Below are 14492 nucleotides of genomic sequence, written 5' to 3'. Positions count from 1 at the left end.
GGTCGGGGCGTCGCCATGCGAGGCGTCGCCGTGCGAGAGTCGCAGGTCAGGGGGTCGGGAGAAGAGAGACGAACATGCCGCAGTGCCCGGCGACGGCACTGTGGAATCAAGGGGATTCACAGCGCGCCGACGGGCACCGCGGCATGTGCTGGGCTTGGCATGGACGCCAGGCGTCAGACGGTTCGAGCAGCAGGCGTCAGGAGGCGAGCACCTCGTCGAGCAGTGCCTCGGCCTTGTCCTCGTTGGTGTTCTCCGCGAGGGCCAGCTCGCTCACCAGGATCTGGCGCGCCTTGGCGAGCATGCGCTTCTCACCGGCGGACAGTCCGCGCTCGCGCTCGCGGCGCCACAGGTCGCGCACCACTTCGGCGACCTTGATGACATCGCCCGAGGCGAGCTTCTCCAGATTTGCCTTGTAGCGACGAGACCAGTTCGTCGGCTCCTCGGCGTACGGTGCACGCAGCACCTCGAAGACCCGGTCCAGCCCGTCCTGACCGACCACGTCGCGAACACCGACGAACTCCGCATTGTCCGCCGGCACACGAACCGTCAGGTCGCCCTGCGCGACCTTGAGCACCAAGTAGGTCTTGTCCACGCCTTTGATCTGGCGAGTTTCGATGGCCTCGATCAGCGCGGCCCCGTGATGGGGATAGACCACGGTGTCGCCAACCTTGAACGTCATGTGACAGGTACCCCTTCCGTGGCTATCCAGGGTAACACGGATACGGCTTCTTCTGAATGGCGTTTTCGCAGGTCAGGGCATATCTCGGGGCTTGACAACAGCAACGCGAACGTGCTGCGACGGGCTTCCGGAAGGCGGTATTCGCAGGTGGGAGCGGCTGCGCGGACGCAGAGAAACACCCACGTTACAGGTGTGGAGAGGGGTCCGAAGGAGGGGCGATGTCCCGGTATGCCGGGTTCGGTGTGGCCTGCTTCACGTACTCCGTTCGAGGATCGCCTGCCCGATCGACCACCCGAACGGACCGATTCTCGAATTGATCACTGCCGACCGGACGGATTTTTTGGAAGGACCCGGACGGAGGAATGCGGAACCGGGCGCCGAATTGATCACGGCGGATATGTGAACGGCGGGTCAATGGGTCGTGATCCGGCCACGTCGGCGAGTTCCCGACGGCCCCCGGACGACCCCCGGACGGCCACCGGACGGCCCCGGGACGGCGACCAGGGGACGCGGGGCGGGCGAGATACCCCCCTAGGGGGCGGGTCGGGTGCGGGACGGAGAGTGCGGCTCGGTAACCTAAGCGCGCTGACACACCTTTAGTCCTTCCCTAGCCTGTCCGTACGTCCTAGGAGTTGCCGCCGCCGTGAGCCGCAGCCTTCGACGCGGCGCCCTCGCCGCCACCGCCCTCGTGATCTCGATCGCCTCGCTGTCCGCCTGCGGGGCGGGCAACGACGCTCAGACGCTCGGTGTCCGGCCGGACAACGCCGCCGTCACGGTGGAAGACGTCAAGATCCAGAACGCCGTCGTGATCACCCAGCCCGAGGCGGGCGCGGAGGGTCCCGCGGTCGTCTCCGCGACCGTCTTCAACAACGGCCGGGCCGACCAGACCCTGGAGTCCATCAGCCTGCCGGGCACCAACGCCAAGGTGACGCTGAAGGCGGCCCAGGGCAGCGGCCCGATCACCGTCCCGGCCGGCGGTTCGGTCGTCATCGGTGGCAAGGGCAACGCGTCCGCCACGATCGAGAACGGCCGTGAGGCCGCGAAGAACGGCGACGCGCAGAAGGTCGTCTTCAAGCTGAGCAAGACCGGTGACGTGGAGCTGGAGGCGTTCGTCGTCCCCGCGACCAGCTACTTCAAGGACTTCGGCCCCGCCGAGATCCCGAAGCCCCCGGCCGCCACGCCGTCCGGCACGGCCACCCCGTCCGGCACCGCGACGCCGGGCCACGGCACCGCGAGCCCGGGCCACGGCGCCGAAGGCTCGGCCACCCCGACGGGCGAGGCGAGCCACTCGGCCGGCCACTGAGCCCCGTACGTACGTGAAGGGCGCCCCCTCCTGCGAGGGGGCGCCCTTCACGTATGCCTACGGGCTTCAGGCGCGCGGCCCATGCCTACGGGCTCGCGGCCTACGGCTCGAACTTGTAACCCAGGCCCCGCACCGTCACCAGGTACCGCGGCGCGCCCGGGTCCGGCTCGAACCCCTGCACCCACCGCGCCCCTCGCACTGCTCGGCCCCAGGGGGCCTCACAGGCTTCGGCACGCCGCGCCGGACTCCGTCCGGCTGGAGTGGGTGGCAGGCCACGCTCTACGGCTCGAACTTGTAACCCAGGCCCCGCACCGTCACCAGGTACCGCGGCGCCCCCGGGTCGGGCTCGATCTTCGCGCGGAGGCGCTTCACGTGGACGTCGAGGGTCTTGGTGTCGCCCACGTAGTCCGCGCCCCAGACGCGGTCGATGAGCTGCATGCGGGTCAGGACGCGGCCCGCGTTGCGCAGCAGCATCTCCAGGAGGTCGAACTCCTTGAGGGGGAGGTCGACCTTGCCGCCGGCGACGGTGACCACGTGGCGGTCGACGTCCATGCGGACCGGGCCGGCCTCCAGGGCCGCCGGGGTGACCTCCTCCGGCTCGCCGCGGCGGCGCAGGACCGCGCGGATGCGGGCGACGAGCTCCCGCGAGGAGAAGGGCTTCGTCACGTAGTCGTCGGCTCCTATTTCGAGGCCGACGACCTTGTCGATCTCGCTGTCCTTGGCGGTCACCATGATCACCGGGACGTTGGAGCGGCCGCGCAGCTGCCGGCACACCTCCGTACCGGGCAGACCCGGCAGCATCAGGTCGAGGAGGACGAGGTCCGCCCCGTTGCGCTCGAACTCGTCGAGGCCGTCGGGCCCGGTCGCCGCCACGGCGACCTCGAAGCCCTCCTTGCGGAGCATGTACGACAGGGCGTCGCTGAAGGATTCCTCATCCTCGACGACAAGCACTCGGGTCACGGAAGGACCTCCGGGGCGGGGAGCGGTTCGGTCATGAGATCGGGGGTGGTCGAGGCGGACTCGGAGGACCGGCGGTCCCGTACGGCGCCCGCCTCGGGCAGCCGCAGGGTGAAGGTGGACCCCTGGCCCTCGGTGCTCCACACCGTGACCTCCCCGCCGTGCGAGGCGGCCACGTGCTTCACGATGGCCAGGCCCAGGCCCGTACCGCCGGTGGCACGGGAGCGGGCGGGGTCGACGCGGTAGAAGCGCTCGAAGATGCGCTCCTTGTCCTTGTCGGGGATGCCGATGCCCTGGTCGGTCACGGCTATCTCGATCATGTCGCCGCCGGGCGCCGCGACGCGGCGGGCGGCGATGCCGACCCGGGTGTGGGCCGGCGAGTAGTTGACGGCGTTCTCGACGAGGTTGCCGAGGGCGGCGGCGAGCTGCCCGCGGCTGCCCCAGACGAACAGGTCCGAGGTCCCTCCGGACGCCATCGTGATCTGCTTCGTGGACGCGGTGTGCCGGGAGCGGTCGATCGCCTCGGCGACCAGCTCGTCCACCCGCACCGGCTCGGAGTCCTCCAGCGGGTCGTCGTTCTGCACCCGGGAGAGGTCGATGAGCTCCTGTACGAGATTGGTCAGGCGGGTCGCCTCGATCTGCATCCGGCCCGCGAAGCGGGTGACCGCCTCGGGGTCGTCCGAGGCGTCCATGACGGCCTCGGAGAGCAGGGAGAGCGCGCCGACGGGCGTCTTGAGCTCGTGGCTCACGTTGGCGACGAAGTCGCGCCGTACCGCTTCGATGCGGCGGGCCTCGGTCAGGTCCTCGACGAGCAGCAGCACGAGCCGCGACCCCAGCGGGGCGACCCGGGCGGAGACGGCGAGGGCCTCGCCGCGGCCGGTGCCGCGCCGGGGCAGGTCGAGCTCCACCTGGCGTATCTCCCCGTCGCGGCGGGTGTCGCGGGCCATGTTGAGCATGGGCTCGACGGCCAGCTTGCCGCCCCGGACCAGACCGAGCGCGTACGCCGCCGAGCTGGCCTTGACCACGGAGTCGCTCTCGTCGAGGACGACCGCGGAGGAGCGCAGCACGGACAGCACGGTGTCGACGCCGGGCGGCAGCACGGCATCGGTGTGCAGGGAGGTACGGGTGGGTCGCGCCTGGTCGCGCTCGCTCCAGCGGAACGCCAGCATGGCGATCACGCCGGTGCACACGCCGGCGATAGCGGCCAATGCGGCGACCGCCGCGTTCACGTCCATGCCATCCAGGTTATGCGGGTCGGCTGACACTCTCCCAGCCGTCCGAGTGGCTCCTCGAACAGTCGTCGCCCAGAGTTCACCGAGGGGACCGGAGTGGTTCATTTGACCTGAGAGAGACTGCGGCGCAGGTCGCCCAGAGTTCACCTGGGTGAAAGTGGCGGTTCATGTGTGGGGGTGGAGCCGGACGCGTACGGGCCCGAACGTGGGAGCGTGGGAGTACCGGCCTGAGTGACGGACCCACGTGAGGGACGTAGAAACAGGCACGTAGAGCAGGAGAGAGGGACACCGATGCGGGACGCGTACCACGAGGAACTTGACTCGATCGGCGAGGGCCTGGTCGAGATGGCCCGCCTGGTCGGGTCGGCGATCGGGCGCGCCACGACGGCCATGCTCGACGCCGACCTGAAGCTCGCGGAGAGCGTGATCGCCGCCGACCAGAAGGTCGACGACCTCCAGCACGGCCTGGAGGCGCGGGCGATAGCGCTGCTCGCCCGGCAGCAGCCGGTGGCGACGGACCTGCGGATCGTGGTCACCTCGCTGCGGATGAGCGCCGACCTGGAGCGCTCGGGCGACCTGGCCCAGCACGTGGCGAAGCTGGCCCGGCTGCGCTTCCCGGACCGCGCCGTGCCGAACGACCTGCACGCCACGATCCTGCAGATGGGACAGCTCGCGCAGCGCCTGATGGCGAAGGCGGCGGAGGTCATCATCACCAAGGACGTCGACCTGGCGCTCCAGCTGGAGCAGGACGACGACGAGATGGACACGCTGCACCGCACGCTCTTCAAGCACCTGATGGACGACCGCTGGAAGCACGGCATCGAGACGGCCGTCGACGTGACGCTGCTCGGTCGCTACTACGAGCGGTTCGCGGATCACGCGGTGTCGGTGGCCAAGCGCGTGGTCTACCTGGTGACGGGTGAGCACGCGGACGAGCTCCAGCCGGCGGAGGCGCCGGTCGAGGGCGCTTAGGGCGACCGCGCGGGGGCGTAGGTCGACCGCGGGGGGGGCGGAGGGCGTGTGGTGGGGCGCAGGGCGCGTGGCGGGCGCCGGTCGACTGGTCGCACACCTGTGCGCCGTTGATGCGCCCTGCGGGTTGGGCATGCAATGGGGGGAGGCGAGGTACGCCTCTCAGGGAGGGACCCCATGGCCGAATCCGCTCCGATCACCGACCTCCAGCAGGAGACCGTGCTCCCGCGCGACGCGGAGTTCCTGCCCGTCCTCGGCGCCTGCGGGTGCGGCTCCGGCTGCGGCTGCGGCTGCCAGTCCGGCGGCCCGTGCCAGTGCGGCGGCTGCTCCGGCTGACCCTGCGCGGATGGGCGCGGGCCCCGCTCACCGGCGGGGTCCGCGCTCACGCGCTCGTGTATGCGGCCGTCTACGCGATGTCGAGGACGCCGACGATCTGGTCGCCGGCCAGCTCCCCGGTCTCGCGGAAGCCGAGCCCGCGGTAGAAGCCGCCGGGCCCGTGCTCGCCGTCGTGCCAGGACACGTACAGCTCGGTGGCCCCGCGCCGCCGCAGCTCCTCGCGCACGGCCTCGACGGCGAACCGTCCGTAGCCCTTGCCCTGGTGCTCGGCACCGATGTTCAGCCGCCACAGGCCGCTGCGCCGGTCGTCCGGGTCCTTCTCCGGGTTCCACTGGATGTCGACGAAGGCCATCAGGAAGCCGACGAGCTCGTCCCCGTCGACGATCAGCCGTGGCCAGGCGGTTTCCCCGTGCGCGTACGCCTCGGCGAGCGAGCGGACGACGGGGGCGACGTTGTCCTTCTGATGCGGGTGGACGCTCAGGTCGAGGGCGGCGTCGATGTTGGCCGGGGTGACCGGTTCCAGATGCGGTGACATGGCGCGCACCGTAAACGATCTCCGTGGCCGGGCGCGCGCGAATATGCGAAGGCGACCGTCGGAGGGGCGGCCGGGAGACCTGTTGCGGCGGCGCTTGAGGGGCCAGGATGGGGCCCGTGACGCACGTGCTCGCCCATGCCACCGTCCCCGGGGACGTCTCCCCCGCGCTCCGCGGAAGCCTGATCGACTGCTGGATCGCGGTCACCGACGCGGGCGGCGCCGCCGGCTTTCCCTTCCCGCCGGTCACCGAGGCGGACGTGGCGCCGGTCCTGGACGCTCTGGTCGACCGGCTCGGCCCGGACCGCCATCGCCTGATCACCGTGACGGTGGACGGGACGCTCGCCGGCTGGGTCGTGCTCGGCCACGACCCGAACCCGCTCGTCGCCCACTGGGGCACGGTCCACCACCTCCAGACCCACCCCGGCTTCCGCGGCCTCGGCCTCGGCACCGCCCTCATGCGCGAGCTGCACCGGGTCGCCCGTGACGAGCTCGCCCTCGACCACCTCCGCCTCGCCGCCCGCGGCGGCGAGGGCCTGGAGGGCTTCTACGCCGCCCTCGGCTGGCACGAGTCCGGCCGCTGGCCGAACGCCCTGCGCCTCGCCCCGCACGACACGCGCGACGAGGTCCTGATGCGGCTGGACCTGCACGCGTGAGCGGAGCTTGCGCGGCTTACGGCGCGAGGAAGATCACCGAGCGGAGCTTCAGGCGGGCCGTGGCGGGCCGGCCGTGCGGGCGGAGGCTCCAGGAGTCGCCGGTGCAGTCGGGCGCGGTGAGGACGATCGCGTGCGCGTCGGTGTCGTTGTGCGGCGCGAAGGCCGGCCGGGAGGCCCACGGGTCGGCGACCTCGGGGAGGTTGGCGGGGTCGGCCGCCGCCGGTCACGCCTGGAGCTCGGGCCACACGTGCGGTTCCTGGTAGACGTGCTCGCCGCGGAAGAACCAGTCGGCCAGGTCCGTCAGCCGCTCGACGCAGGAGTCGTAGTAGGCCTGCGGTTCCGGGCGGGGGAAGTTCGGGTGTGCCGTCCAGGAGGGGACGTCGGTCGCGACGTGGTGGTAGCCCTCCGCCAGCCAGCGCGGCAGCTGCTCGGCGCCCTGCATCTGTTCGCAGACCGCGCGCATGGCCTTCTCCAGCCGGGAGAACCCCTCCCGGTCCCAGACGAGCTCACACCGCAGCCTCAGCAGGAAGCTCCCCGGCTCGGCACGGAACTCGTGCTCGAGGGTCTTCGTGGCCTCGTCCATGGCCCGGCCCAAGCCCCGGTTCATCGCCTGATCGTCCATGGTCGGCAATGCTGCCAGGCGAGCTACTTGCCGGCTTCGGGGCCGTACCACTGCAGGGGCTGCCCGGTCACGGCGGCGATGCACGCGAAGTCGCGGTCGCGGTGCAGGAGGGTGAGGCCCCGCAGCTCCGCTGTCGCGGCCACCACGAGATCCACCGCGCCGGCGCTGCGGTGCCTGCCCGGAAGCCCCCGACCCCGCCGCTGAGCGGCGAAGTCGGGGGCTGTCGGCTGTCTCCTACGTCAGGGCTACTTCTTCTTGCCCTGGTTCTTCACGGCCTCGATGGCCGCCGCCGCGGCCTCCGGGTCGAGGTAGGTGCCGCCCGGGTTCAGCGGCTTGAAGTTCTCGTCGAGCTGGTAGGCGAGGGGGATGCCGGTCGGGATGTTAAGGCCCGCGATGTCGGCGTCCGAGATGCCGTCGAGGTGCTTGACCAGGGCGCGCAGGCTGTTGCCGTGGGCGGCGATCAGGACCGTGCGGCCGGCCAGCAGGTCGGGGACGATGCCGTCGTACCAGTAGGGGAGCATCCGCTCGACGACGTCCTTGAGGCACTCGGTCTGCGGGCGCAGCTCCGGCGGGATCGTCGCGTAGCGGGCGTCGTGGGCCTGGGAGAACTCGTTGTCGTCGGCGAGCGCCGGCGGCGGGGTGTCGTACGAGCGGCGCCAGAGCATGAACTGCTCCTCGCCGAACTCGGCCAGGGTCTGCGCCTTGTCCTTGCCCTGCAGCGCGCCGTAGTGGCGCTCGTTCAGGCGCCAGGAGCGGTGGACCGGGATCCAGTGGCGGTCGGCGGCCTCCAGGGCGAGCTGCGCCGTGCGGATGGCGCGCTTCTGGAGGGAGGTGTGGACCACGTCGGGGAGCAGACCGGCTTCCGTCAGCAGCTCACCGCCGCGCGCCGCCTCCTTCTCGCCCTTCGGGGTGAGGTTGACGTCCACCCAGCCGGTGAACAGGTTCTTCTCGTTCCACTCGCTCTCGCCGTGGCGGAGGAGGATCAGCTTGTACGGTGCGTCGGCCATGCGTCCGAGCCTAGACGACGGTCGACGCCTGACGCGCACCGTCAATTCGCTGGCGTCCGGCGTATGAGATGCGTAAGTTACGAGAGCCGCATGAGGGACTTACACGCACAGGGGGCCGGCCACACATGTCCATCGACTCGCTCAGACGATCAGCACGTGCGACGGTCTCGGGGCTGCCGGGCGGCTTCTGGTGGCTCTGGCTGTCGACTCTGGTCAACCGCACCGGCGCCTTCGTCCTGACGTTCCTCTCCCTCTACCTCACCCAGGAGCTCGGCCACTCCGCCTGGTTCGCCGGACTCGTCGTCGCCCTCCACGGCCTCGGCGGCGTGGCGGGCTCGCCGCTCGGCGGCATGCTCACCGACCGCTGGGGCCGCCGCCCCACCATGGTCACCATGCACCTGGCGGCCGCCTCCTGCGCCCTGCTGCTCGCCTTCGTCACCAGCGCCTGGGGCGTGGCCCTCGTCGTCCTCCTCATGGGCGTCGCCATGCAGGCCGTACGGCCCTCCATCAACGCCACCATCGCCGACATGGTCCCCGCCCACGAGGTCCGCCGGGCCTACGCCCTCAACTACTGGGCCCTCAACCTCGGCTTCGCCATCGCCGCCATCGGCGGCGGCGCCGCGATCGTCCTCGGCTACCGCACCCTCTTCGTCGTCGACGCCGCCGCCACCGCGCTGTGCGCCCTGATCGTCTTCCTCCGCCTGCCCGAGACCCGGCCGGAGGCCAAGGTCGACGAGGAGACCGGCAAAGCCGTCGCCGAGGAGAAGGTCAGCGTCCTCACCGTCCTGCGGGACGCGCCCTTCCGCACCCTGGTACTGCTCAACCTGCTCGTCTGCCTGGTCTTCACCGCGCCATGGATCGGCCTGCCGCTCACCATGGCGGCGGAGGGGCTCGCACCGTCCGCGTACGGCATGGTCATCGCGGTCAACGGTGTCGTGATCGTCGGCTTCCAGCTGCTCGTCAACAAGGTGACCGACAAGCGCTCCCCGGTGATGCTGCTGAGCGTCTCCTCCCTCCTCTTCGCCGTCGGCACCGGCGCCACCGCGCTCGCCGGCAGCTCCCTCGCCTTCGCCGCGACCGTCGTCGTCTGGACGATCGGCGAGATGGTCCACGTCCCCACCAACGCCGCCGCCACCGCCCGGCTCGCCCCCGAGCACGCCCGCGGCCGCTACCAGGGCGTCATGGGCATGTCCTGGGCGGTGGCCGGTTTCGTCGCCCCGATCCTGGCCGGCTGGGTCGTCGACGGGCCGGGGCCCGACGTCCTGTGGATCGCCTGCGCGGTGATCGGCGCCGTCGCCGCCCTCGGCTACCAGACCCGGCTGCGGTCCGCGCTCGCCGACGCCGAGGAGGACGTCCCGACGCCGGACGCCCCGACGCCGGAGGCCGTGGTGCCGGACGCCCCGGTGCCGGCGCCCCCGGCCCCGGCCCCGAACGCACCGGCACCGAACGCACCGGCACCGAGCGCCCCGGCTCCGGTCGACAAGGCCGGGAACCCGGCTCCCGCCGCCGACGCCGTCAGCTCCTCCTGAGGGTCCTGAAGCGCCGCTGCGCCTCGTAGAGGTTCCGGGGGCGTACGGCGCCGGGCGCGCCGTACGCCTCCAGACGCGCGTGGAGTTCGCCCGCGAAGTCCGGCACGTCGGTCTGGTCGAACTCCCGCACCTCGCTGATGCCCACGGTCGCGCTGTACGGGGCGACCGTGTCCAGCTTCACGAGCCCCGCCCGGCCGTTGGTCACCGTCACGTTCCAGTGGGTGAACCGCGCCCCGTAGAGCGGGCCCGCCGAGGCGTCGCCGCCGTGGCGGCCGTTGTTCTCGACCGTGATCTCGGTGCGGACATTGGCGAAGGGCATCCCCCGGTGGGTGTCGAAGGTGCCCATCTCCATCACCCCGCGCGACCAGACGTTGTGGCTGGACAGCCCCTCCACGTTGATGCCGTGGAGCTGGGTGCCGGCCGGCGCGGGGACGGTACGGGCCGCGACGTGGAAGTCCTCGACGAGGTTGTCGTGCGCGCCCTCCCGGCAGAAGTACGGGTGGTGGGAGCCGCGCCCCTCGACGCGGGTACGGCGCAGGGTGCAGGCGGAGGCGGCGACGAGCCCGAAGCCGTTGTCGACGTGGCGGACCACCACGTCCTCGGCCCAGCAGTCGTACGCGCACTGGAAGGTGACGCCGTTGAAGCCGCGGTCGAGCAGGTGCGGGGCCTGCGCGAGCAGGGGCGCCTCCAGGGTCAGGCCGACCACCCCCGAGCCGGTCAGCGGGGTGACCCCCGAGACCAGTCGGGGATCCCACTCGGGGCGGACGTCGAGGGGCAGCGGTCGTTCGAGGCGGACGCGGTGGCCCTCGATCCGGGTGATGCGTACGGGCCACTCGTAGGGGACGTACGAGGTCAGCTTGGTCTTGTCGGCCCAGGTGTAGGCCTCGGCGCCGGGGCCGCCGCCCGCCATGTGCTCCAGGAGGCCGTGCCCGGCGTCGTCGGCGAGCCGGAGGAGCACGAGCTGTCCGCGGCGCAGCCGGGAGGGGTCGTCGACGGTGACGGCGTGATCGCCCCGGCGGGCCGGGCGGACGGTGGTCAGGCTGGTCCACTCGTCGCGCCGGTTGCCGGTCCAGCCCTCGAAGGGCCAGGCCCGCTCCCGTATCGCGGCGACGAGGGAGGCGTGGCGGGCGCGCGGGGAGAGCCAGATCAGGCCGCCGGCCCAGGACCAGGCCGACTTGTCGCCGCCGTACCGGGACCCGTAGGGGCCGATCAGCTCGGTCAGGCCGCGGCCGGCGACCAGGGTGGTCCGGCCGGAGCCCGCGCCGCGCAGGACGACGCCGCTGTCGCCGATGTGGAGGTAGCCGTCGAGGCGGTACGTACCGGGCGGGAGCAGGACCGTGCCGCCGCCCCGCTCCCCCGCCGCCGCGAGGGCGCGGTTGATGGCGGGGGCGGAGTCGGCCGAGCCGTCGGGGGTGGCGCCGTGGGCGAGGGCGTTCGCGACGACGGGCGGGCGCGGGAGCCGGGCGGCGCCGCCGTGGGCGCCGGCGAAGCCCACGTAGGGGATCTGGGGGTGGGTGTAGGGGGCGTTCACGTACTCCTCCCAGAGGGAGGCGTACGGCGTGCGGGGCGCGGGCCGGAATCCCGTGGTGGTGGCGGCGGTGACCGCCGCCGCGCCGCCGACGAACTGCCTTCTGCTGAGTGCCATGAACCTGAGCCCTTCACATACATGAATGGTGTTCAGATGCGCGTTGCGCGTGAGCATGGCATCCCGCGCCCCGTACGGGAAGGGGGCGGGAAGCTCCTGAGAATCTGTGCGCGGGCGCCGGCCGGCGGTCAGTCGGTGGCGGGCTTCTGGGTCAGGTTCCTGAACGCGTCGAGGTTCCTCGTCGACTCGCCGCGCGACACCCGCCACGCGTACTCCCGGCGGATCGCCGTCGCGAAGCCCAGCTCCAGGAGCGTGTTGAAGTCGCCGTCCGCCGCCTCCAGGACGGACCCGAGGAGCCGGTCCAGTTCCTCCGGCGTGACGGCCGCCAGTGGCAGCTTGCCGGCCAGATAGATGTCGCCGAGCTGGTCGATCGCGTAACTCACCCCGTACAGCTTGAGGTTGCGCTCGAGCAGCCAGCGGTGGACGCCCGCCTCGTTCTCGTCCGGGTGGCGGACGACGAAGGCGTTGAGGGACAGGGAGTGGCGGCCCACCCGCAGGGACAGGGTCGTGAAGAGCTTGCGCGTGCCGGGCAGCTTCACCACGTAGGAGCCGGGTTCGGGGGACTCCCACTCCAGCTCGGCGTCCTTGAAGGTGTCTTCGACGATCCGCCGTACGTCCTCAGCCATGGTGCGAGCGTACGCGACGGCGGTGGTCGCGCAGCCGGTGGTCGTGGACGGCGGCGGTGTACACGTCCGCCGTGCCGGACGCCGCCGTGTCCCAGCCGAAGGACGCCGCGTGCCGGGCGGCGGCCGCGCCCATCCGGTCGGACAGCCGCGGGTCGTCGACGAAGCGCCCGAGCGCGCGGGCGTAGTCCACGGGGTCGTGGCCCTGGACGAGGAAGCCGGTCACGTCGTCGCGGACGGCCACCGGCAGACCGCCCACCGCGGCCGCGACGACCGGGGTGCCGGCCGCCTGGGCCTCGATGGCGACCAGGCCGAAGGACTCGCTGTACGAGGGCACGACGAGCACGCTGGCCGCCCGGAACCAGTCGGCGAGCCGGTCCTGGCCGACCGGCGGGTGGAAGCGGACGACGTCGGAGATGCCCAGCTTCGCCGCGAGCTTCTGCAGTCCCTCCGGCTTGGCGAGGCCACTGCCGCTGGGGCCGCCGACCACCGGCACGAGCATGCGCGAGCGCAGCGAGGGGTCGCGCTCCAGGAGCAGGGCCGCCGCCCGCAGCAGGATGTCCGGGGCCTTCAGCGGCTGGATGCGGCCGGCGAAGGCGGGGATGAAGGCGTCCCGCGGCAGCCCGAGCCGGGCCCGGGCGGCGGCGCGGCCGTCGGCGGGGCGGAAGTGGTCGAGGTTCACGCCCGGGTGGACCACGGCGATCTTGGCGGGATCGGCCTCGTAGAACCGGGCGAGCTCGTCGGCCTCCTCGGCCGTGTTGGCGATGAGCCGGTCGGCCGCCGCGACGACCTGGGTCTCGCCGATCACCCGGGCCGCGGGCTCGGGCGTGTCGCCCTCCGCGAGCGAGGCGTTCTTGACCTTGGCCATGGTGTGCATGGTGTGGACGAGCGGGACGCCCCAGCGCTCGGCGGCGAGCCAGCCGACGTGGCCGGACAGCCAGTAGTGGGAGTGGACCAGGTCGTAGTGGCCGGAGCGGTGGCCCGCCCAGGCCCGCATCACGCCGTGCGTGAAGGCGCACAGCTGGGCCGGCAGCTCCTCCTTGGCCAGGCCCTCGTACGGCCCCGCGTCCACGTGCCGCACGAGCACGCCGGGCGCGAGCTCGACGACCGGGGCGAGGCCGCCGGTGGTGGCCCGGGTGAAGATCTCCACCTCGATGTTGATCGCGGCGAGCCGCTTGGCCAGCTCCACGATGTAGACGTTCATGCCGCCGGCGTCGCCGGTGCCCGGCTGGTGCAGCGGGGAGGTGTGGACACTGAGCATGGCGACACGGCGCGGGGTGCGGGACCGGCCGGGAAGCCGGAGCCGCGGCGTCGCCGCCAGGGTGCCGGCGAACCGGGACACGTACTGGCTCACGTCGGCGGTCCTTCCGCTGTCGGGCGCTGTCGGGCATGACTCGGGCTGTCGGGCATGACGCAGAGGGGGGCGTGCGGGCTTCCTCCAGGCGCCACAACACCGGAATGCCCCCTTTCATTTCCGCCGACGGGGGCGTTTTGCCAACTCATTACCGAAGGATCCGGCGCGTCGAGCGCGCCCGGCGCACTCCGGGTCCCCTTGGGGGCGCCCCTTACGCTCGTTCCATGGCCTCCCGCACCCTCCGTCCCGTCGGCACCGTCACCCGCGGGACCACCAACCCCAACCGGCTGCGCCGCCAGGACCGCTGGATCGCCGCCGTGCACGGCCCGGCGCTGCGCCGGTCCGCCGAGCCGCCGGTGGCCGTCGACCTCGGTTACGGCGCCGCCCCCTGGACGGCGGTGGAGCTCCTGGCCCGGCTGCGCATTGCCGAGCCCCGCACCCTCCTCTACGGCATCGAGATCGAGCCCGCCCGGGTCGCCGCGGCGCGGCCGTACGAGTGCGAGGGGCTGGCCTTCCGGCACGGCGGCTTCGAGGTGCCGGTGCCCGGCGAGGTCTCCCTGATCCGGGCGGCGAACGTGCTGCGGCAGTACGACGAGGAGCAGGTCGCCGCCGTCTGGGAGCGGCTGTGCGCACGGCTCGCGCCCGAGGGCCTGCTGGTGGAAGGGACCTGCGACGAGATCGGGCGGCGGCACGTGTGGGTGGCGCTGGACCGGACGGGGCCGAGGACGGTGACCTTCGCGACCCGTCTCGGCTCGCTCGACCGGCCCTCCGACCTCGCGGAGCGGCTGCCGAAGGCGCTGATCCACCGGAACGTGCCGGGCGAGCCGGTCCACTCCTTCCTGCGGGACTTCGACCGGGCGTGGGCGGCGGCGGCCCCGTTCGCCTCGCTGGGCGCCCGCCAGCGCTGGATCCGCACCGCGCGGGACCTGGCGGCGGACTGGCCGCTGACGGACGGCCCGCGCCGGTGGCGGCAGGGCGAGCTGACGGTGCGATGGGAGGCGCTGGCCCCGCGCACATGAGGGGCGCCGGCCCGCGTACACAAGGGGCG

15 protein-coding genes and 1 pseudogene are annotated in these 14492 nt (G+C 72.3%); 6 read left to right on the top strand and 10 right to left on the bottom strand.

What is annotated here, in order from left to right; translation table 11 throughout:
* Positions 1-196: 196 nt before the first annotated feature.
* Positions 197-679, bottom strand: a complete 483-nt coding sequence (locus ACFY7C_RS34955) for a CarD family transcriptional regulator (RefSeq protein ID WP_003953493.1) — start codon at positions 677-679, stop codon at positions 197-199.
* Positions 680-1322: 643 nt separating this feature from the next.
* On the opposite strand from ACFY7C_RS34955, the gene ACFY7C_RS34950 reads away from it, so the two are divergent.
* Positions 1323-1982, top strand: a complete 660-nt coding sequence (locus ACFY7C_RS34950; protein ID WP_389659028.1) for a DUF461 domain-containing protein — start codon at positions 1323-1325, stop codon at positions 1980-1982.
* A gap of 279 nt (positions 1983-2261) precedes the next feature.
* Here the strand turns inward: ACFY7C_RS34950 and ACFY7C_RS34945 are convergent, their stop codons facing one another.
* A complete protein-coding gene (locus ACFY7C_RS34945; protein ID WP_015035162.1) occupies positions 2262-2942 on the bottom strand; it encodes a response regulator transcription factor in 681 nt (226 codons plus the stop codon).
* Complete coding sequence (locus ACFY7C_RS34940; protein WP_352075172.1) at positions 2939-4174, bottom strand: ATP-binding protein; 1236 nt, start codon at positions 4172-4174, stop codon at positions 2939-2941. Before ACFY7C_RS34940 ends, ACFY7C_RS34945 begins: the two co-directional genes overlap by 4 nt.
* Positions 4175-4462: 288 nt before the next feature.
* On the opposite strand from ACFY7C_RS34940, the gene phoU reads away from it, so the two are divergent.
* Positions 4463-5143 carry a phosphate signaling complex protein PhoU gene (phoU, locus tag ACFY7C_RS34935; RefSeq protein ID WP_389659025.1) on the top strand — a complete coding sequence of 227 codons (681 nt, stop codon included), beginning with the start codon at positions 4463-4465 and terminating at the stop codon, positions 5141-5143.
* 174 nt (positions 5144-5317) lie between these two features.
* On the top strand, positions 5318-5476 hold the full coding sequence (locus ACFY7C_RS34930) for a hypothetical protein (RefSeq protein ID WP_389659022.1): 159 nt from the start codon (positions 5318-5320) through the stop codon (positions 5474-5476).
* 70 nt (positions 5477-5546) lie between these two features.
* On the opposite strand, the gene ACFY7C_RS34925 is transcribed toward ACFY7C_RS34930, so the two are convergent.
* Positions 5547-6011, bottom strand: a complete 465-nt coding sequence (locus ACFY7C_RS34925) for a GNAT family N-acetyltransferase (protein ID WP_389659019.1) — start codon at positions 6009-6011, stop codon at positions 5547-5549.
* 107 nt (positions 6012-6118) lie between these two features.
* Between ACFY7C_RS34925 and ACFY7C_RS34920 the strand changes: the two genes are divergently transcribed.
* Positions 6119-6664: a GNAT family N-acetyltransferase gene (locus tag ACFY7C_RS34920; protein ID WP_389659017.1), complete on the top strand. Its 546-nt coding sequence runs from the start codon at positions 6119-6121 to the stop codon at positions 6662-6664.
* Positions 6665-6887: 223 nt separating this feature from the next.
* Here the strand turns inward: ACFY7C_RS34920 and ACFY7C_RS34915 are convergent, their stop codons facing one another.
* The 3 genes and pseudogenes from ACFY7C_RS34915 to ACFY7C_RS34905 all read right to left on the bottom strand — a co-directional run bounded on the left by ACFY7C_RS34915 (position 6888) and on the right by ACFY7C_RS34905 (position 8293).
* On the bottom strand, positions 6888-7271 hold the full coding sequence (locus ACFY7C_RS34915; protein WP_389659014.1) for a hypothetical protein: 384 nt from the start codon (positions 7269-7271) through the stop codon (positions 6888-6890).
* A 38-nt stretch (positions 7272-7309) separates the two neighbouring features.
* Positions 7310-7489 (bottom strand): annotated as a pseudogene (locus tag ACFY7C_RS34910) (hypothetical protein); the annotation flags it as partial.
* Between the two features lie 42 nt (positions 7490-7531).
* Positions 7532-8293 (bottom strand): phosphoglyceromutase, encoded by a 762-nt coding sequence (locus ACFY7C_RS34905; RefSeq protein WP_389659012.1) that lies wholly within the window; start codon positions 8291-8293, stop codon positions 7532-7534.
* Positions 8294-8418: 125 nt separating this feature from the next.
* On the opposite strand from ACFY7C_RS34905, the gene ACFY7C_RS34900 reads away from it, so the two are divergent.
* Positions 8419-9822: an MDR family MFS transporter gene (locus ACFY7C_RS34900; protein WP_389659009.1), complete on the top strand. Its 1404-nt coding sequence runs from the start codon at positions 8419-8421 to the stop codon at positions 9820-9822.
* Here the strand turns inward: ACFY7C_RS34900 and ACFY7C_RS34895 are convergent.
* From ACFY7C_RS34895 to mshA, 3 genes are all read right to left on the bottom strand, one after another.
* Positions 9809-11467 carry a glycosyl hydrolase family 28-related protein gene (locus ACFY7C_RS34895; RefSeq protein ID WP_389659006.1) on the bottom strand — a complete coding sequence of 553 codons (1659 nt, stop codon included), beginning with the start codon at positions 11465-11467 and terminating at the stop codon, positions 9809-9811. The genes ACFY7C_RS34900 and ACFY7C_RS34895 overlap by 14 nt on opposite strands.
* Positions 11468-11595: 128 nt before the next feature.
* Positions 11596-12093 (bottom strand): YbjN domain-containing protein, encoded by a 498-nt coding sequence (locus ACFY7C_RS34890; RefSeq protein WP_389659004.1) that lies wholly within the window; start codon positions 12091-12093, stop codon positions 11596-11598.
* Positions 12086-13444: a D-inositol-3-phosphate glycosyltransferase gene (gene mshA, locus ACFY7C_RS34885; protein WP_389659001.1), complete on the bottom strand. Its 1359-nt coding sequence runs from the start codon at positions 13442-13444 to the stop codon at positions 12086-12088. The genes ACFY7C_RS34890 and mshA overlap by 8 nt, the downstream gene beginning before the upstream one ends.
* 224 nt (positions 13445-13668) lie before the next feature.
* Here mshA and ACFY7C_RS34880 point away from each other — a divergent pair, with 224 nt between their 5' ends.
* Positions 13669-14463 (top strand): class I SAM-dependent methyltransferase, encoded by a 795-nt coding sequence (locus ACFY7C_RS34880; protein ID WP_389658999.1) that lies wholly within the window; start codon positions 13669-13671, stop codon positions 14461-14463.
* Positions 14464-14492: the final 29 nt, after the last annotated feature.

Source organism: Streptomyces sp. NPDC012769 (genome assembly GCF_042901205.1).
GTDB lineage: Bacteria > Actinomycetota > Actinomycetes > Streptomycetales > Streptomycetaceae > Streptomyces.
The sequence above is the reverse complement of the archived record's forward strand: the minus strand, read 5'-3'. Positions and strand labels throughout refer to the sequence as shown.

Coding starts and splice junctions, on each gene's coding strand:
- ACFY7C_RS34890 (WP_389659004.1), bottom strand. CDS start 12,093: ATGGCTGAGGACGTACGGCGGATCGTCGAAGACACCTTCAAGGACGCC.
- ACFY7C_RS34915 (WP_389659014.1), bottom strand. CDS start 7,271: ATGAACCGGGGCTTGGGCCGGGCCATGGACGAGGCCACGAAGACCCTC.
- phoU (WP_389659025.1), top strand. CDS start 4,463: ATGCGGGACGCGTACCACGAGGAACTTGACTCGATCGGCGAGGGCCTG.
- ACFY7C_RS34920 (WP_389659017.1), top strand. CDS start 6,119: ATGGGGCCCGTGACGCACGTGCTCGCCCATGCCACCGTCCCCGGGGAC.
- ACFY7C_RS34930 (WP_389659022.1), top strand. CDS start 5,318: ATGGCCGAATCCGCTCCGATCACCGACCTCCAGCAGGAGACCGTGCTC.
- ACFY7C_RS34900 (WP_389659009.1), top strand. CDS start 8,419: ATGTCCATCGACTCGCTCAGACGATCAGCACGTGCGACGGTCTCGGGG.
- ACFY7C_RS34955 (WP_003953493.1), bottom strand. CDS start 679: ATGACGTTCAAGGTTGGCGACACCGTGGTCTATCCCCATCACGGGGCC.
- ACFY7C_RS34880 (WP_389658999.1), top strand. CDS start 13,669: ATGGCCTCCCGCACCCTCCGTCCCGTCGGCACCGTCACCCGCGGGACC.
- ACFY7C_RS34940 (WP_352075172.1), bottom strand. CDS start 4,174: ATGGACGTGAACGCGGCGGTCGCCGCATTGGCCGCTATCGCCGGCGTG.
- ACFY7C_RS34905 (WP_389659012.1), bottom strand. CDS start 8,293: ATGGCCGACGCACCGTACAAGCTGATCCTCCTCCGCCACGGCGAGAGC.
- ACFY7C_RS34895 (WP_389659006.1), bottom strand. CDS start 11,467: ATGGCACTCAGCAGAAGGCAGTTCGTCGGCGGCGCGGCGGCGGTCACC.
- ACFY7C_RS34925 (WP_389659019.1), bottom strand. CDS start 6,011: ATGTCACCGCATCTGGAACCGGTCACCCCGGCCAACATCGACGCCGCC.